Here is a 26135-nt window from a genome sequence, read left to right on the forward strand (position 1 = left end):
TTTATTCGGGCGCAAATATTCTGGCGATTTCAGCCGGGCTGCGGCTGGCAGCCATCAATGTTATTTCGGCGAAAACCGTTTCGCGTTCGGCGTTGGCCTCGGCCAGGCGGATTAATAATTCAACCAATTCGCGCCGGGCGTTGAGCCAATTGGTCATCGTTGTTTGGCCGGTTTTATATTCAGCGTTAAGGCTGTCAGCATTTAGTTTTGCCCGGGGAATGAGCTGTTCGGAAATAAGCAGGCTTTCCCGCTGAAGCTGGCGCCAGGTGAATGTTTTCTCGGCCAGCAGGACGGACAGATTTATCTCTTCGGCCTTGAGTTCGGCCTGGGCCTGTCTTTTCCGGGCCCGGGCGGCGGCGATTTCGGCGCCAATCCTTTTGCGCCAGATTGGAAAAGTCATATTCAGTTCCGGCATCTGGGTCATCGGCGTTTTCTGTGCATCCAGCGCCAAACCGACCCCAAAGTCCGGAACGTTGCCTTTGTAAGCCAGCTCCACCAGCGCCTGGGCCTGCCTGATTTCAGCGGCCAGGGCTTTGAGCTGGACGTTATTCTCCAGCGCCTCTTTCAATAAATCAGAATCCTGAGGCAGCGTGTTTGCGGGCAGTGCGGCTTCCGGCAGAGGCGGGTTTTCATTCCCGGGCGGGATGCCCAGCACGCCGCGCCAACGAGCCATCAACGGCTTAGCCGAATCTTCCAGGTTGGCCAATTCGTTATACAAACGGTCCTGCTCTGAGCGGACCATAGTCACATCATCAACCCGGTTCAAACCGGTCTGGAATCCGGCCCTGGCCGAACCGGCCTGGGCATCGGCCAATGCGACCAGCTCTTTGGTCAGCCGTATTTTTTCCTTGAGCAAGAACACCTGGTAATACACCTGTTTGATCTCAAAGGCTGTTTTAAGGAGTTCTTCCTCGAAGAGATAGCGCTTTTTCTGGGCCTGGGCGGAAACGGTCTCGGCCCGGAGCGCTAGTTTGCCCGGGCCGGGGATTTCCTGCATAAAGCCGATGAGCGTTTTCATCACCACCCGGTCTATCTCGGCGCTCAATGTTAACTGCGGGTCAGGCCACGAGCCGGCCACGGCTATTTCCTCAACGGTGCTTTTCCAGTCGTAGAATGCGGCTTCGGCCCGGGGATTGTTGAGAACGGCATAAGTAATGAAATCAGAAACCGGGCTGGTGGCGGTCAGCGCCGGTAGACTCGGTTTACGGTCGCGCGGCCGGTATCGCTCCATTGTCCGCTCAAGGTCAGAATGCTCGGCCGGAGTGGAACAGCTGGCTACCGCCAATATCAGCAATGCGCACGGAAGCCAACGCGTCAAAATCCCCGGTATTTTTATCAGCCATTTCATATGCTTATTTCTTTTCCAGGTTCATCCCGCACTTGGAGCATTTGCCCGGTTTATCGGACGTCTCGCAGTTCATCGGACAGGCATACACGGCCTTTTCCGAAGATTCCTTTTTAACCAGGTTCATTCCGCATTTGGGGCATTTACCCGGCTTATCAACCGGTGCAACACAACCCATCGGACAGGCATAGATAGCTTTTTCCGCCGGTTCCTTTTTGACCAGGTTCATCCCGCACTTGGGACACTTGCCCGGTTTATCGGCTGTGGAACAGTTCATAGGACAGACGTACCATATTCGTTCATCCGGCGTTTTCGCGGCGTCCCTGGACAATAGTGTGTTGTACTTTTCCATCAATTCCGCAGCTTTTTTCATCAGCTTCAGGGCGGTTTCGTTTGACGCAACAATCGCTGCCGTATCCGGTTTATCGCCGGCCAGCATCTCATTACATTTGGTTACCATTTCCAGCGCCTTGGTCAACATTTTCTGGCTATGCGTCATTAAAGCGTTCCTCGCTTCGGGCGTATTTGATTTATGGGCATCACCCAATATTTTAGCGGCGGTTTTTAATAAACCCTCCGGGCTGTTCGGGTCATCGACAGTTTTTGTTTTAGCCGTATCTGCTTGCGTTTTACCCGAAGAAGCCGCCTGAGAATCCACTGTATCAGGCTCGCCGCAACAGGCATAAACATATACCCCAGCCAGTACCAATAAAAATATCGTTGTTCCGGTCAGCAGTTTCAATCTGTTTTTCATATTATTCCTTTCTTTCTTTATACGGTTTTAGTGACATCCCGAATGAGCCGGTTGGTGCTGGGGTCCGTGATTATCCGCACTCCGGCAGGATACGCTCAAGAAAACAAATCCGGCCAACAAGACCAGCATCAGTATCAACTTCATATACGCAACGCCTCCCTTCTTGAAATCATTTTGGATTATCTACATCCGCAGTTACAACTGTTTAATGTTTTTATGTCTTCCAGTAGTTTGGCAACCTGGTTTTTATCAAGCTTGGCTATTACGCCGATGGTACGTTCGCCAATCTGTTTCATGGCGGCATTGTATTCGCCGGTCCGGCCCAGCGTGATTTTACCCTTGGTGTCCACGCCCGGAATTGCCCGGTCCCAGATAAAGAACGAAACCGGAATATTATTGTAGTAAGCATAAATCGCAGCGCAGGGACATTGGTCTTTTCCGCCTATCCGCCCCCCCTTCAACTGGATATTTTGATTGTAACAAAGCAAAGAACAGCAGCATTGTTTCATACTCAATAGATTATTCTGCCGAAAATAACCGCTTAATTCTTCCGGGACAGTCGTTTCCCGGTCTATTTTAACATCGCCTTTGACAAATAATTGGTGATCCTCTTCCATCGCATAGAGCAGGCTGGCTGGTATTCCGGCCGGCTGGAATAACATATAGCCGACTAGCGCCACCAAAATCACCGCGGCTGACGCAAGCGTAGTAATAAAATATCTGGGCTTTTTAACTATTCGTTTCGTCCGGCGCTCGGCGGCCATCTCTAAAATCTTCTGGTGGATAGAGTGGTCTATGTCTTCCGGTATAACAACCTGCTTATTTAACTCCGGAAAACCCCGCAACGCATCACGAAAAGACTTCAACTGCCCACATCGCTGGCGGCACTGGTTGCAGACAGCCAAATGGTCGGTAATGTCTTTGGCCGTTTCGGTCGGCAGGCGTCCCTCAATAAAGTCATCTAAGAAATCGTTAAAAATATCGTTGCATTGCATACTTATTCCTTTACTCTGGCAGTTTGAGCCCCACCAAAAGTCCTGGGCCCGCCCGAACAACCCCGGCGGGGTTGGGCAACCTGCCAGGCATACCATTCTATATATTAAGCAACTTAGGGGTGAATTCGTTCACGGAAATCGGTATTTTTTACCTTATCATATAAACTATTTCTTAATAATTCCAGCCCGTTATGCAGCCTTGATTTTACCGTGCCGACAGGGCACTCGATAATTTCGCTTATTTCGTCATATTGAAGGCCCTGGATAATCTTCAGAACAATAACCTCTCGATATAATAATGGCAGCCGTTCCAATTCCAATTTAACGAACCTGTTTAATTCATCCTTTTGGAGCGAATCAAGCGGGTCGGGCGCATCCCTGACAGCAATAATATTACGCCATTCTTCAAGCGGTATCTCTTTTCTACGCTTGTCTTTATCAAGAATATTAATACAAATATGCCTGACAACCGTAAAAAGAAAGGTGGAAAATTTGGCGGTTGGTTGATATTCTGCTATCTTCCTGAAGACATAGACAAAAGTATCCTGAAGCACGTGAGAGGCAAGGTCGGAGTCTCCCAACATCTGGTAGGCGAAATTTATTACCGTCTGGCGGTAGCGTTGATAAAGAACCGTAAAAGCCTTTTCCGAACCTGTCTTACATAAAGCGATCAATTCTGTATCGGAAAAATTATCCATAGATTTTATATGTTTATCTGCGCCTGATTATCCGGCGACACATCGCATTTTATTGTTTCTATACGGTTACCGTAGATAATCCGTCCGAGGCGGTATTGTCAAGAGAAATATTCGACTTCTCCCCGGGATAAATAACCCCAGGCGCTGAGCCCGGCTCAGCGCCTTAACCTGTCTCTGGTCTTATGTCTCTTGTCACTCAATGTAACCTCTTAGTGGCTGTTAGCAACGAAGAAGCGTTAGAGCCTACTGGCCTCCCTTTAGGGACAGCCACTTAGATCCCCGAAACGAAGTGGAGTGGGATAATCATTCTATCCAACCTCTTATCCAAATATTGATACTTGTGAACACGCCGTTTTTAGTGGCTAATACCCGAATCTGTCTAAGTGTATCCGTGGCAAGTATACACTCCTTATAAGAATTATTGTTAAAGCCCACGATGTTTTGCCAAATATGATGGATAGTGCTTGACCCGAAGTTCATCCCGGCCCTGCGGCCAAGCACGGTCAGTATCTGCTCCATACTGGCCGGGACGCTCATGGCGTTGAACTGCATCTCCAGCACCACCGCCTGCGCCGTAGCCGGAATAAAGGTTGACAGGTCCACCAGCTGGTCCACGTCCGCTATCGAGTTCTCGGAAAAGACCAAAGGCGACAAATACATCTGCCTGACCGAGGCCGAACGCAAACAATACCAGTACGAGGGGTAGAGCATCAAAAACAGGTGATTTTAACCTCCCTGCCCGTCCGGTCAGGCGGGCCTCCTGCTACCGAAAACGCCCGGAATTTGACATAACCCATTATTTCATAATCCCTTAGAGCAAAAACCTGTCAGGGGGGTGGGGGGTAGGGTGGGGTATAACATAGGGTGGGGTATCGGATGGCATAAGACGCCCCACCCCATCGTATAGGATAGCCCGCCGGATGGTATGGGATTATCTCCCGGATGGTATAGGATTACCCCCCGGATAGCATAGGAGTACCCTTCGGATAGCATAGGAGTACTCCTCGGATAGTATGGGATTATCTTTCGGATGGTATGGGAGTATTCCTCGGATAGTATGGGATTACCCCTCGGATGGTATGGGAGTATTCCCCGAATAGTATGGGGTTATCCCCCGGATAGTATCGGATTACCTCTCGGATAGTATAGGAGTACCCCCCGGATAGCATAGGAGTATCCTTCGGATAGTATGGGGTGGGGGTAACCGAAAATATTTATCCAGCGACACACCTACTTTTCCCCGTTATTTATTCTTCTTGTCCGGCTGGCCGGATTTGTCGTCCTTGCCGCCCCTGATGTCTGTCGCAGGTACACCCGGTCCGCTTAAGCTTTGATTATCGTTGCGGTTATGATAACAGGGGATAAATGGGTTGCTTTTATTATAATTAAGCGGATTCGGCAGAAAGTGTTTCGCGGATGACTTCTTCCGCTGTTGTTTGTCCGTCGTAAATAGCCAAAAGGCCGTTTTCTCTCAGCGTTCTCATTCCGTGTTCGCGGGCGGCCATACGGATTTTTTCCACCGAGACGTTTTCCAGCACCATTTGTTTTATCTTTTCGTTTACCAGCAATATCTCAAACAGGGCCATCCGGCCTTTGTAGCCGGTGTTGTTGCAAGCCGGACATCGTTTGCCGGCATAGAATTTTTTCCCTTCCACTTCTTCCCGGCTCAAATTAAGGTCCCTGAGCATCTCCTCGGTCGGTTCGATTTCCTCCTTGCATTTAGTGCAGATTTTGCGGACCAGCCTTTGGGCGATGATGGCTTCAAGGGTAGCCATAATAAGGTAAGGCTCAACGCCCAGGTCTAAAATCCGCGCGATGGTCGAGGGCGCATCGTTGGTATGCAGGGTGGTCATCACCTGGTGGCCGGTCAGGGCGGCTTCTATGGCCATTCTGGCTGTTTCCTGGTCGCGTATTTCGCCGACCAGTATGGTATCCGGGTCCTGCCTGAGTATCGCCCGCAAGCATGCCCCATAAGTCACGCCTATATTTTCGTTAATCGGACATTGGACAATCCCGGGCAGGTCGTATTCGACCGGGTCTTCAGTAGTGATTATTTTCCATTTAACGTCGTTAAGATAATTGAGGCAGCCGTAGAGGGTTGTAGTTTTACCAGATCCGGTCGGTCCGGTCACGATAAAGACCCCGTGCGGCAGGCTGAGAATATTTTTTATCTGTTTAAGGTCGTCATCCCGGATGCCCATGTTCTCAAGATCGAGCGATACGACTTCGCGGTTAAGGATACGCATAACCACGCTTTCGCCGTACATGGTGGGCAGGGTAGAAACACGGACGTCTATCGGTTTGCCGCCGACGTTGAGCGCGATGCGGTTATCCTGTGGCAGGCGCGTTTCGGCTATATTCATGTTAGCCAGAACCTTGATGCGTGAAATCAACGGCAATGCCAGGTTCAGCGGCGGAGGAACCATTTCGTACAAAACACCGTCCACCCGATATCTTATTTTAAATTCTTTTTCGAACGGCTCGAAATGGATATCGGCCGCCTGGTCTTTTATGGCGTGAAGAAGAATCAGGCTGAGCAGTTTTTTAACCGGCGCCTGGTCTGCCATCTGTTGGATATTATCCAGGCTTAGCGCCTTGTCTTTGCTGCTGGTTACGCCGCTGGTGTCGCCCAGTTCCTTGAGAACGCTGTCCATCAGGGTTTCTTCTTCGGTATAATATTTTTCCAGCGCCCGGTTAACCGAAGCTTCATCGCTGACGGCGCCTTTTACGTCGCTGCTGAGCATGAATTTCAGGTCGTCCAGAACGCTTAAATTCAAAGGATTGGCCATGGCCACGGTCAGGGTATTATTTTCCCATTTGATAGGAATGATTTTAAAAACCTTAGCCATTGAGGCGGGAACTTTTTCTATTACGTCTGGTTTTATTTCCACCTCATCCAGGATGACCACATCCATACCCACCTGCGCACCCAAGGCAAGCAGGACTTCTCCTTCGGTGGCGTAACCCAGCTGGACGAATATACGCCCGATAGCCCCTCCTTTTTGCTTCTGAATAGTCAACGTATCCTGTATCTGCTTTTCGGTAACGATCTCCATTTCTTTGAGTATTTGCCCCAGCTGTTTACGTTTTTTTTCGGCCATAAGTATTATTTTAGCAGTCAACGCCCCGCTTTAATAAAACGCCTTATCAAACAATGCGCTTGCCTGATATTCTAAATAAAACAACGGGGCTGTAAAGAATTTGATTGTAATAATTATGCCCTGGAAAGCTCCCAAACAAGATGATTAAGTTCCGGCAGAATCAGTTTGCGTAGGGCCAATTTGGCTGCGTTGGGCGAGCCGGGCAGACACACGATGATTTTGTCGCCACCGGCAACGCCCATCAATGCCCGACTCATTAATGCCCGGGACCCGATTTCTTTATAACTCAGGACCCGGAATAGTTCCCCAAACCCATCGAGCTCCTTGGAAATAAAAGGCCGGACGGTTTCGATGGTCACATCCTTTCGCCCGCAGCCAGTGCCGCCCGAGGTTACTATCAACCTGATGTTTTTCTTTAAAGTCAGTTTTTTTATAGCCAACCGAATAAGATTTTTTTTATTCGGGACGATACCGAAACTTATGCATTTATGGCCATTGTCAGTTAAAAGTTTTGTGATAATTTTGCCGGTCAGGTCTGTTTTGGGCGAGCGGCTATCCGAAGTAATTAGCACGGAAAAACCTATCGGAATAAATTCGGCGTGTTCGTGATCTGACATATTATTCGAATATCAAGAATCCGGTTGTCCGGCGCTTTCTTTTATACGTCCAGATATTTAACTTCCAGCGCGTACTTCTCGATAAAATCACGCCGGGGTTCGACTACCTCGCCCATCAGTACTGTAAATATGTTTTCTGCTTTGGCCTGGTCTTCCTGCGATATTTTAAGCAGTGTCCGGCGGGTCGGATCCATAGTGGTCTCCCAGAGCTGTTCCGGGTTCATTTCGCCTAAGCCCTTATAACGCTGGATATCCATGCCCCTTTGTCCGATGCGCCGGAGATTTTTAAGCATTTCGGACAAAGACCCAAGCTCTATAACCGTTTGATCGTCGCCGGCTTTATTAACCAGCCGGAACTCCCGGATACTCTTTTCTTTATCAACGGTAACTTGTTTACTGAAATAATCTATCGCCGAAACTTCATTTTTTTCCACATCCTTTACCAGTTTATCTATTTCCTTGCTGTAGGGGAATTCCAGGTATTTCAGCGGTATCCCGTTGTTATTTTTTGATAATTTTGGCGCTTCACCCAATTCAAATTCTGCGCCGATGAGCTGAAGATTCAAATCCTGTTTTAGTTTTTTCTCCTGCTCACGAATGTATTTATCCAACTCCTTGTCCGTATGGAAAAACCTGTGCTGCGTCTCCGTATTTTCTGCCTGAAGACAGGTATAATAGCTCGGGTGCCGCCCGCTTTTGTCATCGCGAGCCAGGAAATACTGGCGCGCTGATATTCCACGCAATCTCGATTGAATGGCCCGTATATATTCCTCCAGCCGCTCAATATTATCAGCCAGGTGTTTAAGGGCTGTCTTTTCTACCCGGATTTTTTTGCGGCCCTCGCTTATTTCCAGATAAGTATCATCCAGCCCCAACTCCATCAGAGATTGGTGCATCTCCTTTTCTGAAAGAACATACTTTTCCTTGCTCTTGTGCTTTACTTTGTAAAGCGGCGGCTGGGCAATAAAAAGATGCCCATTGGTAATAAGGTCGGGCATGTGCCGAAAGAAGAACGTTAATAGCAATGTCCGAATGTGCGAACCGTCTACGTCGGCATCGGTCATAATAATAATCTTACCGTAGCGCAGTTTGGAGTAATCAAACTCCTCCTTGCCGATGCTCGTTCCCAAAGCCGTAATAATAATTCTTATTTCCTCGTGAGCGAGCATTTTGTCAATGCGCGCTTTTTCCACGTTAAGTATTTTACCCTTAAGCGGCAGTATCGCCTGAAACTGGCGGTTGCGCCCCTGCTTGGCCGAGCCGCCGGCCGAATCACCTTCGACGATGAACAGCTCTGTCGAACTAACATCCCGCGAAGAACAATCAGCCAGTTTGCCGGGTAGCCCGCCCGAAAATAAAGCATCCTTGCGCCGGGCTAAATCCCGCGCTTTTCGGGCTGCTTCACGCGCCCGGGCCGCCGTGGTTACCTTGTTTACTACACCCTTAGCCGTTGCCGGATGCTCTTCAAGATAGCTAGAAAGCCCGTCATTAACCAGAGCCTGAACAATCCCCTCGATTTCCTGGTTGCCTAATTTTGTTTTTGTCTGTCCCTCAAACTGCGGATTAGGCAGTTTGCAGCTTATTATCGTAGTCAAACCCTCGCGGTAGTCGTCGCCGATAGGCAGTTTATCGTCTTCTTTAAACATCCCCTGGTTTTTGCCGTAATTATTGAATGTCCGGGTTAGAGCCGTCCGAAAACCGCTCACGTGGGTGCCGCCCTCGATGGTATGGATATTATTGGCAAACGCAAACAGGTTCTCGCTGTAGCTGTCGTTGTATTGCATGGCCACTTCTATGTATACATCGCCGTCTTGCTTTTGAAAATATATCACATCAGAGTGGATTTTTTTCTTATTCTGATTGAGGTGTTCAACAAACGACTTAATGCCGCCTTCGTATTTAAATATTTCAGATTTCCCATTTCGCTCGTCGGCCAGGCTGATTGATATTCCCGGGGTCAAGAAAGCCAGTTCTCTCAATCGGGTGGACACTGTATCAAAATTATATTTTAGGTCGCCCGGAAATATTTTACGGTCCGGCTTGAAGGTAACCTTGGTGCCTCGCTTGCTGGTCTTTCCGCGCTTTTCCACCTTTGTAACCGGCCGGCCGGCTTCATATCTCTGAAAGTGCTCGGCCCCGTCTCGCCAAACCTCAACGGTCATCCATTCGGAAAGAGCGTTAACCACCGAGACACCCACGCCGTGCAAACCGCCCGAAACCTTGTATGTTTTCTTGTCAAATTTACCCCCGGCGTGAAGCATGGTCATAACCACTTCCAGCGCGGATTTTTTCTGTTCCTTATGCATATCCACGGGAATACCCCGGCCGTCATCAATAACACTCACGCTATCACCCTCGTGAATCAAAACCTTGATGTTTTTGCAGTAGCCGCCCATGGCCTCGTCGATACTGTTATCGACCACCTCGTTAATCAAGTGGTGAAAGCCACGAACCCCGGTATCGCCGATATACATGGCCGGACGGGTTCGAACGGCTTCGATGCCTCCCAACACCTTAATATTGGTCGCATCATATTTCCCAGACGGTTCCTGTGTTCCGGATTTTTTCGGTTCTTCTTCCTCTTTGTTCTTTTTCATAACGTAAACTTTATATCTCTTATTTTACTTCCAGCTTCTGTTTCCTTAAGGCCTTTAATAAGCCTTGTCTTATAAAAATTATTCAGTTCCTGACACAACGGAGCTGAGGCGACTTTAACCGTCAGCACGTTCTGTTTTATGCCCATTATCCGGGCTTGAGCCGCAAACCGAGGGCCCAGCACCTTTTCCCAATCCCGGCTGATGGCGTCTGGAATTTTCTTGTTATCGCGCCTTAATTTGCGCTCAAAATCTTTAAGCAACCCGCTTATGGATTTTTCCATTTAAAGAACTTATATTTCTATGGTCATGGGCATCACTAAGTAAAGGAAATCTTTGCCGTATTTTATTACGCCCGGAGAAGTCTTGTCCTTTAGCTCCAGCGTTACCTCAACATCGCCTAACACCCGCAAAACATCTATGAAATAGTCCGGATTAAAGGTTATCGCGAACGGCGCACCCGCATATTTAATATCCATGGTTATGGTCGCCTCTCCGACATCCTGGGTGCGCGACTTCAGGACCAGCTTGTTCTCCTTGAACTCCATCTTGGTTGCCCTCAGCTTGTCCGTGGTTACCAGGGCCGCCTGCCGGAAAGCCGAAGCCAATTCCAGGCTGGAGAATTCCAGTTTCTTGTCATTATCCGACGGTATTATCGTCTCATAATCCGGGAAAGCCCCGTCTATCAACCGGCAGAAAAGTATTGTGTCGGGCATGTCTTGCTGAGGAATGCTTATTTTCAGTTGGTTCTCGTCTATATCCAATTTAATTGTGGGGTCTTCCGCCTTTTTTACTTCCTTGCCCTCTGGTTTTTCGCCCTCGCCGAACTGTCCACCTAATATCCGATCCAGCAAAGTCATTATCTTGGGCGGAACGATTATTTTAATATCTTCAGAAATGGTTTGCTCTGAATGCCGCTTGACGAATCCCAATCTTTTCCCATCGCTGGCAACCATTCGAATCTCTTTTTTCCTAATTTCTAAAAGCAGCCCGGTTAATGCATATCTTGACGTTTCAATAGAAACCGCGAAACTGGTTTTACGCACCATTTCTCGGAAACCCCTGGAGTTTATCTCAAACGCTTTTTTATGGTTAAACGCTGGGAAATCAGGGTAGTCCCCGACTTCCGGAGCCATTATTTTATAGTCGCTGTGTCTGGTAATGATTTTCGCAATTGCTCCGTCGCTTTTCAATTCTATTTTATCCTCAGGCGTTTCCCTCAATATTGCCCCTAATCTTATGGCCGGAATTAAAACGTTGCCCTTTTCTTTAATATCCGCTTTAAAATGCGTTTGGATGCCTACTTCCATATCCGTTGCGATTATAGACGCAATTTTATCATCTGCGGTTATTTTGATATTCTGAAGTATCGGCATTGCACTTCTGGCTGGAATCACATTATTAGCCATTTGGAATGCCTGCAAAATTTTATCCCGCGAACAAGAAATGTTCATAACTAGCCTCCTTATGGTCCTATATTTATATTAGTAAACTGTGCTATATAGTATTATTCTTATTATTATAAATCCCTACTATCGGGATAACCTGTTTTGAATTCCACAACCCAATACACCATATCAAATAACAAAGGCTCTTAATTATCCACAACCGAATATGGTTTTGTGGACAGTCTTGGAGAATTCGGGGTCTTCAACCGCTCCTATCAAATATCGAGAATATATGTTGATAACTAGCTTGTTAGTAGTATAAAAATCCACACAAAAAGGCAAGAAAAACAACCCTTAATAAGAGATATTTTTAGTCTTTTGGGCCTCACAGAAGCAAGGCACAAACGGTAATCCTTGACAACGGGCCAAAAATAACATATAATTAAACAGAATGAAACCTAAAACGCCCCAATTAATACTTGCTTCAGGCTCCAGCCAACGCTCAAGGCTGCTCAAAATGTGCCGTATCCCGCACCGGGTAATGGTCAGCCATATTAAAGAGACCCCTGTTTCTAAGGAGGACCCAGCCGGACTGGTAGTCCGGAATGCCTATAATAAGGCTAATGCCGTTGCTTCCAGGCTAAAAACCGGGCTAGTCATTGGTGCAGACAGCGTTGCTTATGCCGGAAACCATATTATTGGCAAGTTGGGCAGCCGGGCTAAACTTACAAAAACCCTTAAACTTATGGGCGGGCGGGTTTCGTTCGCATACACCGGCCTGGCTCTAATCGACATAAAAAACCGGGTATGTGTCATGAGCTACGCACGCACCACCCTAAAATTCAAAAAACCGTCCGGGCCAGAACTGGCTCGATGGACCAAGATTATTGGCTTCCGGCCAGAGTGCGCCGGCGGATTCTCCGTAGACGGCCCGGGAGCCATGCTGATGCCTCATATCGAAGGATGTTACTTTAATATTTTAGGAATGCCATTGTCCAAAATGGCCGAACTCTTCGACGGGCTTGGTTATAATATACTTGATTTTGTGAGGCAACGATGAAATACAAAAAAATAAACGACAAATGGTTTATAATTTTGGCCAAAGGAGAAAAGGTGGTTGAAAAACTGACAGAATTCTGCAATAAAAAAGACATTAAGGCTGGGTTTTTTAAAGCCATTGGTGCTATCAACGATGTGGAAATGGCGCACTTTGACCCGCTTGAGAAAAAATATAGTTATAAAAAGATGTCCGGCGCATTGGAAATCGTCAGCCTTATGGGTAACGTTACCCGCAAGGACAATCAGATAATTATTCACAGCCATATATCAGTCAGCGCAGAGAATATGCTGGTTTACGGCGGGCATCTTAAAGAGGCGATCGTTTCGGTTACCTGCGAAATAGCCCTGGTTGATTTGAAAACGACAGTTGTTAGAACGCTGGATAAGGACAGCGGTCTTAATCTGGTAGATTTTAGTTGATATAATTAACCCAAACAAGATGGAGTAAAAACGTATTTTGTAACTACTTAAATTGGTATCAAGGTGAAACGGGCATCTTCCGCTTTTGTACGCACCAGTTATGCGCGTCAACAGACTAAACCGCCGGAATTAACGATAGCCAACCGCCGATTATGCCGATAAAATTTCTTTGTAATAAATATTATTAATTGAAAGGCTTATTAGATGGCGCAAGCAGTTAACCTGTCTCGGGTCAGGAATATAGGCATCATGGCCCACATCGATGCTGGCAAAACGACCCTAACCGAGAGGGTATTATTTTACACGGGCAAATCCCATAAACTGGGCGAGGTGCACGACGGCAAGGCCCAAATGGATTGGATGAAGCAAGAACAGGAACGGGGCATAACTATCACTGCTGCGGCTACCACCTGCTACTGGAAGGACCACCGGATAAACATCATCGACACGCCCGGCCACGTCGATTTTACGGTCGAAGTTGAACGCAGCCTCCGCATTCTGGACGGCGCCATCGCGGTCTTTTGCGCGGTAGGTGGGGTTGAGCCCCAGTCCGAAGCCGTTTGGCAGCAGTCAGACAAATACAAAGTCCCCAAAATAGCATTTATTAATAAAATGGACCGGGTCGGCGCAGACTTTTTCGCCGTTCTTAAAAGCATTGAGAGTGACTTGGGAGCCAATGCCATTCCGCTGCAGATACCCATCGGCTCCGAGGATAAATTCCGGGGGGTCGTAGACCTTATTGAGATGAAAGCCTATGTTCACGAAGACGAATCTCCGGACAGCGAAATCAACGTTGAAGAGATTCCGGAGGAATACGTTGCGGCCGCCCAAAAATACCACCACATCCTGGTCGAAAAAGCCGTTGAATTGGACGATACCCTGATGGCTAAATATCTTGAATCCGAAGAAAAAATAACCAAAGCCGAACTTATCCCGGCCATACGCCGCGGCACAATTGCCAATAGAGTTGTGCCCGTAATCTGCGGCGCCGCTTTTAAAAACAAAGGAGTTCGCAAACTTCTTGACGCGATAAATGCTTATCTTCCGTCACCGGTTGATCTGCCGCCCATTAAAGGGACCGATCCGGCCGACCCGGCTAAAATTATTGAACGTCGTCCGAGCGATGACGAATCGTTCACGGCCCTGGCTTTCAAAGTCCAGGCCGACCCGCATATGGGCAAACTGGTCTATTTCCGGGTTTATTCCGGCACCCTTGAAGCCGGCGGTCACGTTCTTAATGTCAGTAAAAATCAGAACGAACGAATGATCCGAATACTGCTCATGCACGCTAACCAGCGCGAAAACCGGGCCGATATTCATACCGGTGAAATTGCAGTGGCTATCGGGCTGGACCATACCGTCACCGGCGACACTCTATGCGACCCGGACCATCCGATATTGCTTGAGTCCATTGAATTTCCAATACCGGTCATCTCCATCAGCATAAAGCCAAAAACTCAGGCTGAAAAAGATCGGCTTGGCAAGGCGTTAGCCCGTTTGTCCGAAGAGGATCCAACCTTTACCGTGCACGTCGACCCGGAAACCGAGGAAACCATTCTTTCCGGTATGGGCGAACTGCACCTGGAAATAATCGTGGATCGCTTAAAGCACGAATTTAACGCCAATGTCGAATCCGGTCAGCCCAAAGTCGCTTATAAGGAAACCATAACCGCTTCGGCCGCAGAAAAATACAAGCACGTCAAACAGACCGGTGGACACGGGCAATACGCCCACGTCGAGTTGGAAATAGCGCCGGCCCAGCCGGGTGAAGGTTTTGAATTCGAGAATAGCATTACCCAGGGTTCGATACCCCGGGAATTTATTCCGGCCGTAGAAAAAGGCGTGATTGACGCCATGCAAAAAGGCGTCTTGGCCGGCTATCCGGTTGTTGATGTCAAGGTCAGCCTGGTTGACGGCTCATTCCACGAAGTCGATTCATCCGAACTCGCTTTCCGGACGGCGGCCCGCGAATGTTTCAAAAAGGCCTTTTCTAAAGCGTCACCCATCCTGCTTGAACCATATATGTCTTTGGAGATAACCACCCCGCAGGAATATATGGGCAATATCGTCGGGCATATTTGCTCCAAGCGCGGAAAGGTTTTGGCCGTCGAAGCCCGCGCCAACAACCAGATTATCGAAGCCGAAGCGCCGCTTTCCGAAATGTTTGGTTATGTCTCGACGCTTCGCTCGATGAGCAGCGGACGGGCTAATTATTCCATGCATTTTGAGAAATATTTGCAGGTCCCGTTCTCAATCGCCGAACAGATAGCCGAAGAAGTACTAAAAAGAAAGAAAGCCAAAGCGTAAATACAGAGTTCTGACGCGATGGCGCTTACTGATATGAAAAAGATGAAGCATAACGAAAAGATACGTAACATTGCAATCATTGCTCACGTTGACCACGGCAAGACCACCCTGGTTGATTTTATGCTCCGGCAGAGCGGCGTTTTCCGCCAGAACCAGGAAGTGACCGAGCGCGTTATGGACAGCATGGATTTGGAAAAAGAGCGAGGCATAACCATCGCAGCCAAGAACTGCTCCATAGAGTGGAAAGGCGTGCGTATCAACATACTGGATACGCCCGGCCACGCCGATTTTGGAGGCGAGGTCGAGCGCAGCCTGAGCATGGTCGACGGCGCGATACTTCTGGTCGACGCGGCCGAAGGCCCCCTGCCCCAGACTCGCTTCGTTCTTAAGAAATCACTCGAGGCCGGGATTAAGATGGTAGTCGTTATCAATAAAATAGACCGCAAGGACGCCCGGCCCGAACAGGTTCTGGACGAAATATACAACCTCTTTATAGACCTTGAAGCCAAAGAGCATGACCTAGATTTTCCGGTATTATACGCCATCGGCCGGGACGGCATCGCCCAACCCACCCTGGATACGCCGGGCACCAGCCTGGCCATTCTGTTCGACGCGATAATTAAAACCGTGCCCGCGCCGGCTTATGATCCGGCCGAGCCGTTCCAGATGCTGGTGGCAAACCTGGACTATTCCGATTATGTCGGCCAACTGGCCATCGGCCGGGTCTTCAACGGCTCAGCCCGGTGCAATGATGCCTTGGTGTGTATCAAGGAAAACGCCCAATCAAACCCGCTACGCGTAACCAAACTCCAGGTTTATAACGGAATATCACTCGAAGGTGTTGACCAGGTCGACCCCGGCGACATCATCATTCTGGCCGGCATCGAAAATGTATCCATCGGCGACACCATCTGTACCAGAGAAGTGCCTAAGGTTTTGCCCCGCATTAAAGTTGACGAGCCGACGGTTTCGATGGCTTTCACCATCAACACCTCGCCCTTTGCCGGACAGGAAGGCACTTACGTCCAGTCCCGCAAAATCCTCGAGCGCCTCCGCAAGGAAATAATGCTTAATGTCGGTATCCAGCTTGAAGAATCGGACGAGGTCAATATTTTTATCGTCAAGGGCCGGGGCGAGTTCCAGATGGAGATACTTCTGGAAACCATGCGTCGCGAAGGCTACGAAGTCGGCGTCGGCCGGCCCCACGTCATATTCAAGAAGAAAGACGGCGTCAAGCTCGAACCCATCGAGCGGCTTTTTATCGATTGCGACGAAGCCCACATCGGAATCATTACCGAACAGATTGCCCATCGCAAGGGGCAGATGAAGAATATGGTCAACCACGGCACCGGCCGGGTTCGGATGGAGTTCACCATTCCCACCCGCTCCCTTATCGGTTACCGGAATAACTTCCTGACCGATACCCGGGGCACCGGCATTATGAGCTCCTACCTCGAGGGCTACGAAGAATACCGGGGCGATTTCAAAATGCGTCTGACCGGTTCCATGGTGGCCGACCGGGTCGGCAAGGCCAATGCCTACGCGCTGCAAAACCTGGAAAAACGAGGCGAACTCCTGGTCAGCCCGGGCGACCGGGTTTATGAAGGAATGATAATCGGCGACTACAGCCGTGAAAACGACATAAACGTTAATCCATCCAAAGAAAAGAAATTGACCAATATGCGCAGCTCTTCCAGCGATGATACCATCATCCTTAAACCGGTCCTGCCCGTAACCCTGGGTAAGGCTATTGCGTTTATTAACGAAGACGAGATGATAGAAATCACCCCTAAATCCATCCGCTTGCGCAAAACAATACTATCCGCCAACGGACGCAAAGGCACCAGAGGCCAAAAAGACGAGACGTGGGAAGATTAATGGTTGTGTTGTTTTCTGATATATAAAACTGGCAACCTCGCTAGAAATATGGTAGATAAAGCCTCTAACGAGTTTGGCAGGAATCGATAAATAAAGGAGATTTGTAGATATGCCTAATAGAACAGAAGTTGTTTCTCAAAAAACTGAACAGCCCAGCCAGGGCTTTTTCGGCTTGGGCATCGCGCCCAAGATACTGAGTATTCTGGAGCAGATAAAGTTTAAAGCGCCCACGCCCATCCAGGCCAAGGTAATCCCGCTGGCTATCCAGGGCCAGGATATCGTCGGCATTGCCCAGACCGGCACCGGCAAGACCCTGGCTTTTGTCATTCCCATAGTCCAGACCCTGGCCCAGAAAGATATCTGCGCCCTGGTTTTAGCGCCTACCCGGGAACTGGCGCTCCAGATAGAAGAGGTTTTCCGCGAGATAATGCGCCCGTTCGGGATGAAGACAGCCTGCCTTATCGGCGGCGCGCCTATGCCGCCGCAGATTATGGCCCTTCAACGCGACCCGCGCGTCGTCATCGCCACACCGGGACGCTTGTTTGACCACCTCGAACGCCACAGCATCGTTCTTAACGGAGTCGGCATCCTGGTGCTTGATGAAGCCGACCGGATGCTGGATATGGGCTTCGCTCCCCAGGTAGACAAGATAGTCGCTCGCCTGCCCAAAAAACGGCAGACTATGCTTTTCTCCGCGACTATGGCCCGCGAGATTATGACCGTGGCCTCGCGCTATATGAAACTGCCCGTGTCCATAGAAATCGCTCCTCCCGGCACCACCGTTCAGGAAGTTACCCAGGAATTGTTCATCGTCGCTAAGGAAGCCAAGTTGAAACTGCTCGGGAAAATACTCGGCCAGTATCCGGGCTCGGTTCTGCTTTTTACCCGGATGAAGCATCACGCCCACAAGATAGCCTACGCCATCAGGGAAATGGGCTACCGGGCGGCTGAGATACATTCCAATCGTTCGCTCAACCAGCGGCGCGAGGCGCTTGACGGTTTTAAGTCCGGCCGGTATAAAGTCCTGGTGGCCACCGATATTGCCTCACGCGGCATTGATGTCACCGGCATCGAGCTGGTCATCAATTACGACCTGCCCGACGAAACAGAAAACTACATCCACCGCATTGGACGGACCGCCCGGGCCGGGCATAAAGGGCGCGCCATCTCGTTTGCCACGCCCGACCAGAGCCGAGATGTCCAGGCAATCGAACGGCTCACCCGGACCACCTTGAAGATTTCCGAACATCCGGGCATTACCCACGGAAAGTTCTCGCTTAGCAGCACGCCGGTTGGACATACCAGGTTTGGCGGCGGCTATGGCGGACGTAGCCGTCCGTCGACCGGACGACTGCCGGCCGTGCCCAGGGGCAGATATACGGGGACCCGGGCTTTCGGTAAGACTTAACCTTAATGTTGCGTAGTTTTTTATATATTATCAGGCTATGGATAACTCCCATACCAAACCGTATCAGGTTATAATCATCGGCGCCGGAGCGGCCGGACTTATGGCCGCTATCACCGCCGGGCGGACTGGGCGGTCTGTCCTGGTTATCGAACGTAATCCCGCCATCGGCCGCAAAATACTGGTCACCGGCAACGGACGTTGTAACCTGACCAACACCGAGACCGGCCCGGACAAATACTACGGCCAGAACACCAAATGCCTACACAACATCTTCAGCCGTTTCTCGTGTAGCGATGCCATCGCGTTCTTCGAAGGGCTGGGTGTCCCGCTCAAGACTGAAGAAGCCGGCCGGGTCCTGCCCACCAGCGACCAGGCCAGCTATATCGTCAACGCTATGGGTGACGAGCTGTCGCGCCTTAAGGTCACCCTCAAGCTGGAAGAACGCCTGGTCAGCCTGTCGCCCAAATCCGGCAGGTGGCAGGCCGTCACCGACAAAGACGCCTACCAGGCCAAAACAATCATTATTGCCGCCGGCGGTAAAAGTTATCCCCAACTCGGTTCGACCGGAGACGGCTTTGACCTGGCCCAGAAACTCGGGCACAGCATTATTGAACCCCACGCCGGGCTGGTGCCGCTTGAATTATCCGGCAACTGGTTCCGCGAACTTCAGGGCGTCCAGTCCGAAGTAGAAATGACCTTAATCGTCAAGGGGAAAACTATCCGCCGGACCGGACAACTGCTCTTCACCCATTTCGGCATCTCCGGCCCGCCGGTAATGGACCTCAGCCGTCTGATAACGGCTAATCCGGAATCAGTCCTGACCGCCAACTTTATGCCTGCCTATAAATCGGCTCAGGATTTGACCCGATTCCTGATGGGCCATTTCCAGGCACAGCCCCAGAAGACGCTCCTTAACGTTCTGTCCGGTTTCCTGCCCAGGAAAATCTGCGCCGTATTGCTCAACCGGCTGACCTTCCACCACGAATCCCGGGCCGGGCATATGCCCAAGGTCCGGACCCAGCTCATTGCCCAACTGCTCAACAGCTGGCCGCTGGAAATAACCGGGCCCCGCCCCTTTGCCGAATCAATGGTCACGGCCGGCGGCGTGCCGATGGACGAGGTCAACACCAGGACTATGGAATCGAACAAGGCCAAGGGCGTCTACCTGGCCGGCGAGGTGCTGGATATCGACGGCATCTCCGGCGGGTACAACCTCCAGTTCGCCTGGAGCACCGGCTATCTGGCCGGCGCGTCAGCGGCTCAAAACCTTGACTGAGCTCTGCCTAATGATACAATCCAGCCAAAACTTATGCGCAAACCATCTTGTTTCAGGAATTTGGCCTGGGCCGTTCTGGCAATCTCGGTATTTCTGTCCGCCTGCAACTGCAAGTCGGCCGCGGTTGCCCCGGCCGGTCCGGCTGTAACTCTCGCCCAACCCGATAACAGCATTCCCGGGCTGGAAAACTTCGCCAAAATAACCGACAACATCTACCGCGGCGCGCAGCCGACCGCGGAAGGTTTCGCCGCGCTGAAGAAGATGGGCGTCAAGACCGTTATTAACCTGCGCGACCGTCATTCCGACGCCGAACTGCTCAAGGGACTGGGATTGAAGTGTATCGATATCCCCAGTATGGCCTCCGACATTCAGGAAACAAATATTTACACATTCATCAAGGCCGTGACTAATCCGGCCAACCAGCCGGTTTTCATACATTGTCTGCACGGCTCAGACCGGACTGGGCTGATGCTGGCCATATACCGGGTCTGTTGCCAGGACTGGCCGCGCGAAGAAGCCGTCAAGGAGATGGACATATTTGGCCGCCATATAGTCTATCCCAATATTCCCAAATACATCAGGTTCTTTAACGTTGACGAAACCAAGACCAAGGCGCTGTCCGCGCCCGAACCAGCAGTCCAGACGATTGATTAACATCTGTTAGCAGTTATCGATATTAGAAGGAGCCGTCTATGAATTTCAGCGAGATAGTCTACCAGCGCCCGGACATCAAACAGGTTGAAACTCAGTTCAACGTCCTGCTCGACAAGTTCGCCTCGGCCAAGACCAACGAGGAACTCGACCTGGTAATGGAAGCCGTCAACCGGCTCAGGAGTGAGTTCGAATCAATGGCCTCGGTCACCTACATCCGCCACAGCGTCGATACGGCCGACCAGACCTACAAGGCCGAACAGGATTACTTCGACCAGACCGGCCCGCACTACGGCAACCTGGTCACCAAATACTACAAGGCCCTGATAAAATCCAAGCACCGTCCCTACCTGGAAAAGAAATGGGGCAAACAGCTCTTCGTCCTGGCCGAGATGGCCGAAAAGACCTTCAAGCCGGAGATAATTGAAGACCTCCAGCAGGAAAACAAGCTCTCCACCCAATACACCGAATTGCTCGCCTCGGCCAAGATACTGTTCGAAGGCCAGGAGCGCACCCTGTCGCAAATGACGCCGTTTATCATCTCGCCCGACCGTGCCATGAGGAAAAAGGCCTCGCAGGCTAAATACAGCTTCTTCATCCAGCACGAAGCCCGGCTGGACGACATCTACGACCGGCTGGTGAAAACCAGAGTCACCATCGCCCATAAGCTTGGTTTCAAGGACTTCATCGAACTGGGCTACGCCCGGATGTGCCGCTCCGACTACAACCCCGATATGGTGTCCAGGTTCCGGAATCAGGTCAAGGACCACATCGTGCCCATCGCCACCAAACTGCGCGAAGCCCAGCGGCTCCGGCTCGGCCTGGACTCGCTCAAGTACTACGACGAACCGCTCAGCTTTACCGACGGCAACGCCACCCCCAAGGGCCCGCCCGAATGGATTATCGACAATGGCCGGAAGATGTATTCCGAGCTCTCGCCCGAGACCAAGGAGTTCTTTGACTTTATGGTCAACCACGGCCTGATGGACCTGCTCAGTAAGAAGAACAAGGCCGGCGGCGGATACTGCACTTACCTGAGCAAATACAAGTTTCCTTATATCTTTGCCAACTTCAACGGCACGGCCGGCGACATCGCCGTGCTGACGCACGAGGCCGGCCACGCATTCCAGGCCTACCGGACCAAGGACTTCATCATCCCTGAATACAACAGCCCCACCGCCGAGGCCTGCGAGATACACTCGATGAGCATGGAGTTTTTCACCTGGCCGTGGATGGAGTTGTTCTTCAAGGAGGACATCAAGAAATACAAATTGTCCCATCTGGGCAACGCCCTGCTCTTCATTCCCTATGGCGTGACCGTGGACGAATTCCAGCACTACGTTTACTCCAACCCGGGCGACAGCCCGGCCCAGCGCAAAGCCGCCTGGCGCCGGATAGAAAAGAAATACCTGCCGCACCGCGACTACGAAGGCAACGCCTACCTGAAAAACGGCGGCTACTGGCACCAGCAGATGCACATCTTTGGTATGCCGTTTTACTACATCGATTACACCCTGGCCCAGATGTGCGCATTCCAGTTCTGGAAGAAATCGCTCGAAGCCGGCAATACCGCCTGGGCAGATTATTTGAAGCTCTGCGCCGCCGGCGGCAGCAAGCCGTTTCTGGAGTTGGTCAAGCTGGCCAACCTGACCTCGCCTTTCGAGAACAACTGTGTCAAGTCCGTCATCGGCCTGATAGAATCGCGATTGAACGAACTTAAGGCGTAAACATTAAAGGAGTAAATTTATGATGGCGTATTTCGAAACTATGGTCAGCCAGCCCTGGCTGAATATTATTATATCCGCGGCGGTCCTGTTCGGAGCGTTGGTGGCCGGGTTCTTCCTCAAGATAATTGTCCTGGGCCAGGTCTCGCGCATGGCCGAAAAGACCTCCTGGAAATGGGATGACCCGATTGTCAACAACCTCCGCAGCGCCATCGTTTTCTGGGCGCTCATCCTCGGACTCTACTTCGTCAAGGAGGTCTGGATGTCGGTCCTGCCGGCCACCATCAACGTCTTCCTGAATAAACTGCTCATCGCCGGCCTGGGATTCAGCATCATCCTGACCGTGGCCAATATCATTACCTCCATCATCTCGCTCTACGGCGAAAAGTTCAGCTCCACCCTGCCGCTGTCCAACCTGACCCGGACGCTGGTGCGCATCCTGGTCTTCAGCATCGGCGGGCTGGTGGTGCTGGACGCGCTGGGCGTTTCCATCACACCGCTCCTGACTACCTTAGGCATCGGCGGATTGGCCGTGGCCCTGGCCCTGCAGGACACCCTGGCCAACTTCTTTTCCGGCTTCTACCTGACCGTTTCCAAGAACATCAAGGCCGGCGACTACATCAAGATAGAGTCCGGCGAGGAAGGCCACGTCACCGATATCGGCTGGCGCGCCACCAAGATAGTCCTGCTCTCCAATAACGTGGTCATCATCCCTAACATCAAGATGTCCCAGTCGATTATCACCAACTACAACCACCCGGACAAAGAGGTGCCGGTGCTGATACCGGTCGGCGTCCATTACAACAGCGACCTGAAATACGTCGAAGAGGTCACCGTAGCCGCGGCTAAAGAGATACAGCAGACTGTGCCCGGCGCGGTCAAGGATTTCCAGCCGCTGGTCCGCTACAACGCCCTGGCCGATTCCAGCATCAACTTCAACGTCATCCTGCGCGCCCAGGAGCTGGTGGCTGGTTACCTGATAACCCACGAGTTCATCAAACTGCTCCACCAGCGGTATAAAGAAAAGGGGATTGTCATTCCCTACCCGGTCCGGGCCATTAATCTGGACCAGGAAAAAGCGGTTCTGCCTAAATAAATCACGGATGCAAGGAATACTCTATGAATCAGGACAAAGAGCATCTAAAATTACTGTCTATTTTTCACTATATCGTTGGCGGTTTAGGCTTTGTCTTCTCATCACTATGGTTGGCTTATGTAGCCATGGGTATCTTTTTTATTGCCATGCCGGAGAAAACGAACGGTTTTAACAATAATGAAATACCCCCACCCTTTGTCGGCTGGTTCCTGGTAATTCTTGGCGGCGCGCTGGTCCTCCTGGGCTGGACCATATCACTGCTCTTCATCCTGTCCGGCCGATACCTGGCCCGGCAAAAACATCATTTCTTCTGCCTGGTCATAGCTGGTATCGGATGCCTGGCCTTTCCGTTCGGGACGGTCTTAGGTGTGTTCACCTTCGTCATCCTGTCTCGACCGTCCGTAAAAGAACTGTTTATGCCCAGTTTTGCACCGAACGAGTCTGGCCCCGGGCAAGTAGTGTGATTAGAGTTGGTAAGGCCGGTATCAGCGGAGAGTAATATATGGAAAATATAAATCCTTTTTCACTGCTACCGATTTGTGTGCTGGTAGCCTTGCTTGGTTGGTTGCTGTTAAAGGTGGTACGCAACCACCGGTTGGCCGTCAAAGATATCGAACCCCAGTCTGATTCTCAACTGCCCCAAAAACCCAGCAAGCTTCGGGCTCTGCGTCCGAGGGACCCGGTCGAACTAAGCGCCGTCATAGGTCTATTTTTCGTTGTACTTATTACTGTATCGTTCACATTCGCGGCCATAGCAGGCGTTACTATCATATTAGAGGCCTCGTCGTTAAATACGGCAATTTACTATTTCCTTTTATGTTTGGGCGGAATAGCTGTTACCTTAGCCTTATTTTATACAATCAGCGAAAGTGAAAAATACATAAAATACTCGCCTGAACCTCATCGACCCAGCCCGGAAAAGCAGGCCGAACTGATGGCTAAAAGTAAGTTGGTCGCCTTTATGTCCCGGCGCCGCCAATCTGTTCTGGTCAGCATAATGGAGGTTGTATTAATAATATTAATGCTCATATGGCTGATTCTTGCCCAGATACTACCGGCATCGAATATTACCTGGCCATCTTCAGGCGAGAATGAAATAACAATAATAGATTAACGGGCTACCGCATAATTCGTTAAATCCGCGGTTTCGTGTTTTCGTGGTAAATTATCGGATTTACCAACAAATCCGGCTTGGCAAAGTATCTAATATTATAGAAACGATTATATCATCCTGAAAGACGGAGGTGTTTTATGGGTAAGCTATGGAGTTGCGGAATAGTTGTGGGAGTATGCGCAATGCTGTTTAGCGGCGCGTGTTCCGGCAATGATAAGCCGGTTATTGAAACCAAATCAACTAATCCTTACCAAAATGCGGTTCTTGAAACTTCTGATGGAATAACCGGTATAAAGGTCAAGGAAGATAACAGGACCGTGTTTGCCCGGAACAAAGAAGGAAAAGAACTATGGGCCGTTGATATTATAGCCCAATGTGGTGTGCCGGAGGTCGGAGAACCCGTAGTCAGGCATATCAGCATCAGAGGAGACACATGCCGCGTTGTCTTCGGCAAACACTCATTCGCCGCTCTTGATCTTCAAAGTGGTAAAATTGTAAACCAAGGAACAGATTAGTGCCAGTAGGAGTGAAACGACGTACTGGCACTTATCCCGATACAAAGTATCGGGGCTAGTGCAGGGTGACGTACTGCCACTAATCCAGCGACCACAGGGAGCAGGATTAGTGACTGCTGGAGGCAAAGTTTATCCCGCCTATTCGGCGGGGCACTCCCTGAACGAAGTATCGGGGCTAGTGGCAGTTCGACCCCCGCCAAAGGGGGGTATAAACATGACAAAATCAGTCGGGACTTGCAGAATAACGACTTTATTACTCGCCTTGTTCCTATCACTCGCATCGATGCCCGCCTTCGCGACCGATAGATTCTTTAACGACATTACAGCCAAAAGCGATAACGGGAAATTCATCGCCGTCGCCGCTTCCCCGGATAATAAAGGCAGGCAGCATATGGCATTCCAGCGTAATTTCACATTCACGCTCAGCGACGCCCGGAATAATCAAATAATCTGGACTTATAAACAGGAAGAAAACGTAAACAGCCCGGTTGAATTGATTCCAACGGACGACGGTTACCTTATCATGCGGACCGCCAATGAGGATTATTATGTCTTTGATAAACGAGGCAATCCGAAGAAGATTTTTAATGTATTTGCGGCATTCACTGATGAGGAAATAAAAAAGTTTACCGATAGCACCTCAGCGGGCATAATGTGGCGGCAACATTCCAAGCAGGGTTTTTTTCCGCCGGGCAAAAAAACATATTTCTATGTAAGAACCTATTGGGGGCGTATCGCGGTCATAGACGTTGCCGATAGAACCTGGACCCGGAGTGCAAGATTGGCGGAAAAGATTGAGGATAGCCTGGTCCAAAGCACAAAAGAATGGCTTAAGGGCTTTGACAATAATTACTACGATAAATGCGATTCTTGCAGGGAAATACACCTGAAGGATGAAATAACCGGCAATGTTTTCATCGTTAAAAAATATGGTTTGGCCGGAGGCGAAAAAATACTCCAGGAAGTTCTGAATAAGGCGGATGACGGCAAGAATTATCGCATCAACGATTATTTAAAGCGGATAGACGTTACGCCATATTCACCCGGAACACAAAAAATAACACCCGTATTTATCAGCGTATTGATTATTCTGGTTGTAATGCTTATCGCGGCGATTATATTTTCTAAAAGGCAAAAATACTAAAAGCTGGAGTGTAGTCGACCGGTGGCCCGGCGCGGTTTCGTATTTCGTGCT

Annotated in this window: 23 protein-coding genes; 13 read left to right on the plus strand and 10 right to left on the minus strand. The window is 50.2% G+C overall.

All coding sequences use genetic code 11. The features are described from left to right. Position 1: 1 nt before the first annotated feature. From WC980_04475 to dnaN, 10 genes are all read right to left on the minus strand, one after another. On the minus strand, positions 2-1348 hold the full coding sequence (locus WC980_04475) for a TolC family protein (protein ID MFA5794305.1): 1347 nt from the start codon (positions 1346-1348) through the stop codon (positions 2-4). A gap of 4 nt (positions 1349-1352) precedes the next feature. Then, positions 1353-2099, minus strand: a complete 747-nt coding sequence (locus WC980_04480; GenBank protein MFA5794306.1) for a heavy metal-binding domain-containing protein — start codon at positions 2097-2099, stop codon at positions 1353-1355. A gap of 179 nt (positions 2100-2278) precedes the next feature. Next, the gene (locus WC980_04485; protein MFA5794307.1) at positions 2279-3094 is read right to left on the minus strand and encodes a hypothetical protein; all 816 of its coding nucleotides are present in this window, start codon (positions 3092-3094) and stop codon (positions 2279-2281) included. A 113-nt stretch (positions 3095-3207) separates the two neighbouring features. After that, positions 3208-3792: an RNA polymerase sigma factor gene (locus WC980_04490; protein MFA5794308.1), complete on the minus strand. Its 585-nt coding sequence runs from the start codon at positions 3790-3792 to the stop codon at positions 3208-3210. 303 nt (positions 3793-4095) lie between these two features. Then, complete coding sequence (locus WC980_04495; GenBank protein MFA5794309.1) at positions 4096-4503, minus strand: hypothetical protein; 408 nt, start codon at positions 4501-4503, stop codon at positions 4096-4098. Positions 4504-5177: 674 nt separating this feature from the next. Beyond that, a complete protein-coding gene (locus WC980_04500) occupies positions 5178-6893 on the minus strand; it encodes an ATPase, T2SS/T4P/T4SS family (protein ID MFA5794310.1) in 1716 nt (571 codons plus the stop codon). A gap of 113 nt (positions 6894-7006) precedes the next feature. Continuing rightward, positions 7007-7510, minus strand: coding sequence for a MogA/MoaB family molybdenum cofactor biosynthesis protein (locus WC980_04505; protein MFA5794311.1), 504 nt, complete (start codon positions 7508-7510; stop codon positions 7007-7009). Positions 7511-7551: 41 nt separating this feature from the next. Then, a complete protein-coding gene (gyrB, locus tag WC980_04510) occupies positions 7552-10107 on the minus strand; it encodes a DNA topoisomerase (ATP-hydrolyzing) subunit B (GenBank protein ID MFA5794312.1) in 2556 nt (851 codons plus the stop codon). Beyond that, positions 10104-10388: a DUF721 domain-containing protein gene (locus WC980_04515; GenBank protein MFA5794313.1), complete on the minus strand. Its 285-nt coding sequence runs from the start codon at positions 10386-10388 to the stop codon at positions 10104-10106. Before WC980_04515 ends, gyrB begins: the two co-directional genes overlap by 4 nt. 9 nt (positions 10389-10397) lie before the next feature. Further along, positions 10398-11558 carry a DNA polymerase III subunit beta gene (dnaN, locus tag WC980_04520; GenBank protein MFA5794314.1) on the minus strand — a complete coding sequence of 387 codons (1161 nt, stop codon included), beginning with the start codon at positions 11556-11558 and terminating at the stop codon, positions 10398-10400. A 385-nt stretch (positions 11559-11943) separates the two neighbouring features. On the opposite strand from dnaN, the gene WC980_04525 reads away from it, so the two are divergent. The 13 genes from WC980_04525 (at position 11944) to WC980_04585 (ending at position 26084) form a co-directional block, all read left to right on the plus strand. Then, positions 11944-12552: a Maf family nucleotide pyrophosphatase gene (locus WC980_04525; GenBank protein ID MFA5794315.1), complete on the plus strand. Its 609-nt coding sequence runs from the start codon at positions 11944-11946 to the stop codon at positions 12550-12552. After that, positions 12549-12971 (plus strand): PPC domain-containing DNA-binding protein, encoded by a 423-nt coding sequence (locus WC980_04530; GenBank protein MFA5794316.1) that lies wholly within the window; start codon positions 12549-12551, stop codon positions 12969-12971. The genes WC980_04525 and WC980_04530 overlap by 4 nt, the downstream gene beginning before the upstream one ends. 204 nt (positions 12972-13175) lie before the next feature. Next, positions 13176-15278: an elongation factor G gene (gene fusA / locus WC980_04535; GenBank protein ID MFA5794317.1), complete on the plus strand. Its 2103-nt coding sequence runs from the start codon at positions 13176-13178 to the stop codon at positions 15276-15278. 33 nt (positions 15279-15311) lie between these two features. After that, entirely contained in the window at positions 15312-17156 is a 1845-nt protein-coding gene (typA, locus tag WC980_04540) for a translational GTPase TypA (GenBank protein MFA5794318.1), read from the plus strand. A 109-nt stretch (positions 17157-17265) separates the two neighbouring features. After that, on the plus strand, positions 17266-18564 hold the full coding sequence (locus WC980_04545; protein ID MFA5794319.1) for a DEAD/DEAH box helicase: 1299 nt from the start codon (positions 17266-17268) through the stop codon (positions 18562-18564). Positions 18565-18601: 37 nt separating this feature from the next. Further along, complete coding sequence (locus WC980_04550; GenBank protein MFA5794320.1) at positions 18602-19840, plus strand: NAD(P)/FAD-dependent oxidoreductase; 1239 nt, start codon at positions 18602-18604, stop codon at positions 19838-19840. Between the two features lie 33 nt (positions 19841-19873). Then, entirely contained in the window at positions 19874-20494 is a 621-nt protein-coding gene (locus WC980_04555) for a protein-tyrosine phosphatase family protein (GenBank protein MFA5794321.1), read from the plus strand. 38 nt (positions 20495-20532) lie between these two features. Then, complete coding sequence (locus tag WC980_04560; GenBank protein ID MFA5794322.1) at positions 20533-22218, plus strand: M3 family oligoendopeptidase; 1686 nt, start codon at positions 20533-20535, stop codon at positions 22216-22218. A gap of 19 nt (positions 22219-22237) precedes the next feature. Next, a complete protein-coding gene (locus tag WC980_04565; GenBank protein MFA5794323.1) occupies positions 22238-23311 on the plus strand; it encodes a mechanosensitive ion channel family protein in 1074 nt (357 codons plus the stop codon). Between the two features lie 23 nt (positions 23312-23334). After that, positions 23335-23775: a hypothetical protein gene (locus WC980_04570; GenBank protein ID MFA5794324.1), complete on the plus strand. Its 441-nt coding sequence runs from the start codon at positions 23335-23337 to the stop codon at positions 23773-23775. 38 nt (positions 23776-23813) lie between these two features. Then, positions 23814-24425, plus strand: coding sequence for a hypothetical protein (locus tag WC980_04575; GenBank protein ID MFA5794325.1), 612 nt, complete (start codon positions 23814-23816; stop codon positions 24423-24425). A gap of 137 nt (positions 24426-24562) precedes the next feature. Continuing rightward, a complete protein-coding gene (locus WC980_04580; GenBank protein ID MFA5794326.1) occupies positions 24563-24940 on the plus strand; it encodes a hypothetical protein in 378 nt (125 codons plus the stop codon). Between the two features lie 214 nt (positions 24941-25154). After that, positions 25155-26084 carry a hypothetical protein gene (locus WC980_04585; protein MFA5794327.1) on the plus strand — a complete coding sequence of 310 codons (930 nt, stop codon included), beginning with the start codon at positions 25155-25157 and terminating at the stop codon, positions 26082-26084. The last annotated feature ends 51 nt before the right edge of the window (positions 26085-26135 follow it).

The sequence above is a fragment of the Candidatus Brocadiia bacterium genome (genome assembly GCA_041658285.1).
Taxonomy (GTDB): domain Bacteria; phylum Planctomycetota; class MHYJ01; order JACQXL01; family JACQXL01; genus JBBAAP01.

Coding starts and splice junctions, on each gene's coding strand:
- WC980_04475 (MFA5794305.1), bottom strand. CDS start 1,348: ATGAAATGGCTGATAAAAATACCGGGGATTTTGACGCGTTGGCTTCCG.
- WC980_04480 (MFA5794306.1), bottom strand. CDS start 2,099: ATGAAAAACAGATTGAAACTGCTGACCGGAACAACGATATTTTTATTG.
- WC980_04485 (MFA5794307.1), bottom strand. CDS start 3,094: ATGCAATGCAACGATATTTTTAACGATTTCTTAGATGACTTTATTGAG.
- WC980_04490 (MFA5794308.1), bottom strand. CDS start 3,792: ATGGATAATTTTTCCGATACAGAATTGATCGCTTTATGTAAGACAGGT.
- WC980_04495 (MFA5794309.1), bottom strand. CDS start 4,503: ATGCTCTACCCCTCGTACTGGTATTGTTTGCGTTCGGCCTCGGTCAGG.
- WC980_04500 (MFA5794310.1), bottom strand. CDS start 6,893: ATGGCCGAAAAAAAACGTAAACAGCTGGGGCAAATACTCAAAGAAATG.
- WC980_04505 (MFA5794311.1), bottom strand. CDS start 7,510: ATGTCAGATCACGAACACGCCGAATTTATTCCGATAGGTTTTTCCGTG.
- gyrB (MFA5794312.1), bottom strand. CDS start 10,107: ATGAAAAAGAACAAAGAGGAAGAAGAACCGAAAAAATCCGGAACACAG.
- WC980_04515 (MFA5794313.1), bottom strand. CDS start 10,388: ATGGAAAAATCCATAAGCGGGTTGCTTAAAGATTTTGAGCGCAAATTA.
- dnaN (MFA5794314.1), bottom strand. CDS start 11,558: ATGAACATTTCTTGTTCGCGGGATAAAATTTTGCAGGCATTCCAAATG.
- WC980_04525 (MFA5794315.1), top strand. CDS start 11,944: ATGAAACCTAAAACGCCCCAATTAATACTTGCTTCAGGCTCCAGCCAA.
- WC980_04530 (MFA5794316.1), top strand. CDS start 12,549: ATGAAATACAAAAAAATAAACGACAAATGGTTTATAATTTTGGCCAAA.
- fusA (MFA5794317.1), top strand. CDS start 13,176: ATGGCGCAAGCAGTTAACCTGTCTCGGGTCAGGAATATAGGCATCATG.
- typA (MFA5794318.1), top strand. CDS start 15,312: ATGAAAAAGATGAAGCATAACGAAAAGATACGTAACATTGCAATCATT.
- WC980_04545 (MFA5794319.1), top strand. CDS start 17,266: ATGCCTAATAGAACAGAAGTTGTTTCTCAAAAAACTGAACAGCCCAGC.
- WC980_04550 (MFA5794320.1), top strand. CDS start 18,602: ATGGATAACTCCCATACCAAACCGTATCAGGTTATAATCATCGGCGCC.
- WC980_04555 (MFA5794321.1), top strand. CDS start 19,874: ATGCGCAAACCATCTTGTTTCAGGAATTTGGCCTGGGCCGTTCTGGCA.
- WC980_04560 (MFA5794322.1), top strand. CDS start 20,533: ATGAATTTCAGCGAGATAGTCTACCAGCGCCCGGACATCAAACAGGTT.
- WC980_04565 (MFA5794323.1), top strand. CDS start 22,238: ATGATGGCGTATTTCGAAACTATGGTCAGCCAGCCCTGGCTGAATATT.
- WC980_04570 (MFA5794324.1), top strand. CDS start 23,335: ATGAATCAGGACAAAGAGCATCTAAAATTACTGTCTATTTTTCACTAT.
- WC980_04575 (MFA5794325.1), top strand. CDS start 23,814: ATGGAAAATATAAATCCTTTTTCACTGCTACCGATTTGTGTGCTGGTA.
- WC980_04580 (MFA5794326.1), top strand. CDS start 24,563: ATGGGTAAGCTATGGAGTTGCGGAATAGTTGTGGGAGTATGCGCAATG.
- WC980_04585 (MFA5794327.1), top strand. CDS start 25,155: ATGACAAAATCAGTCGGGACTTGCAGAATAACGACTTTATTACTCGCC.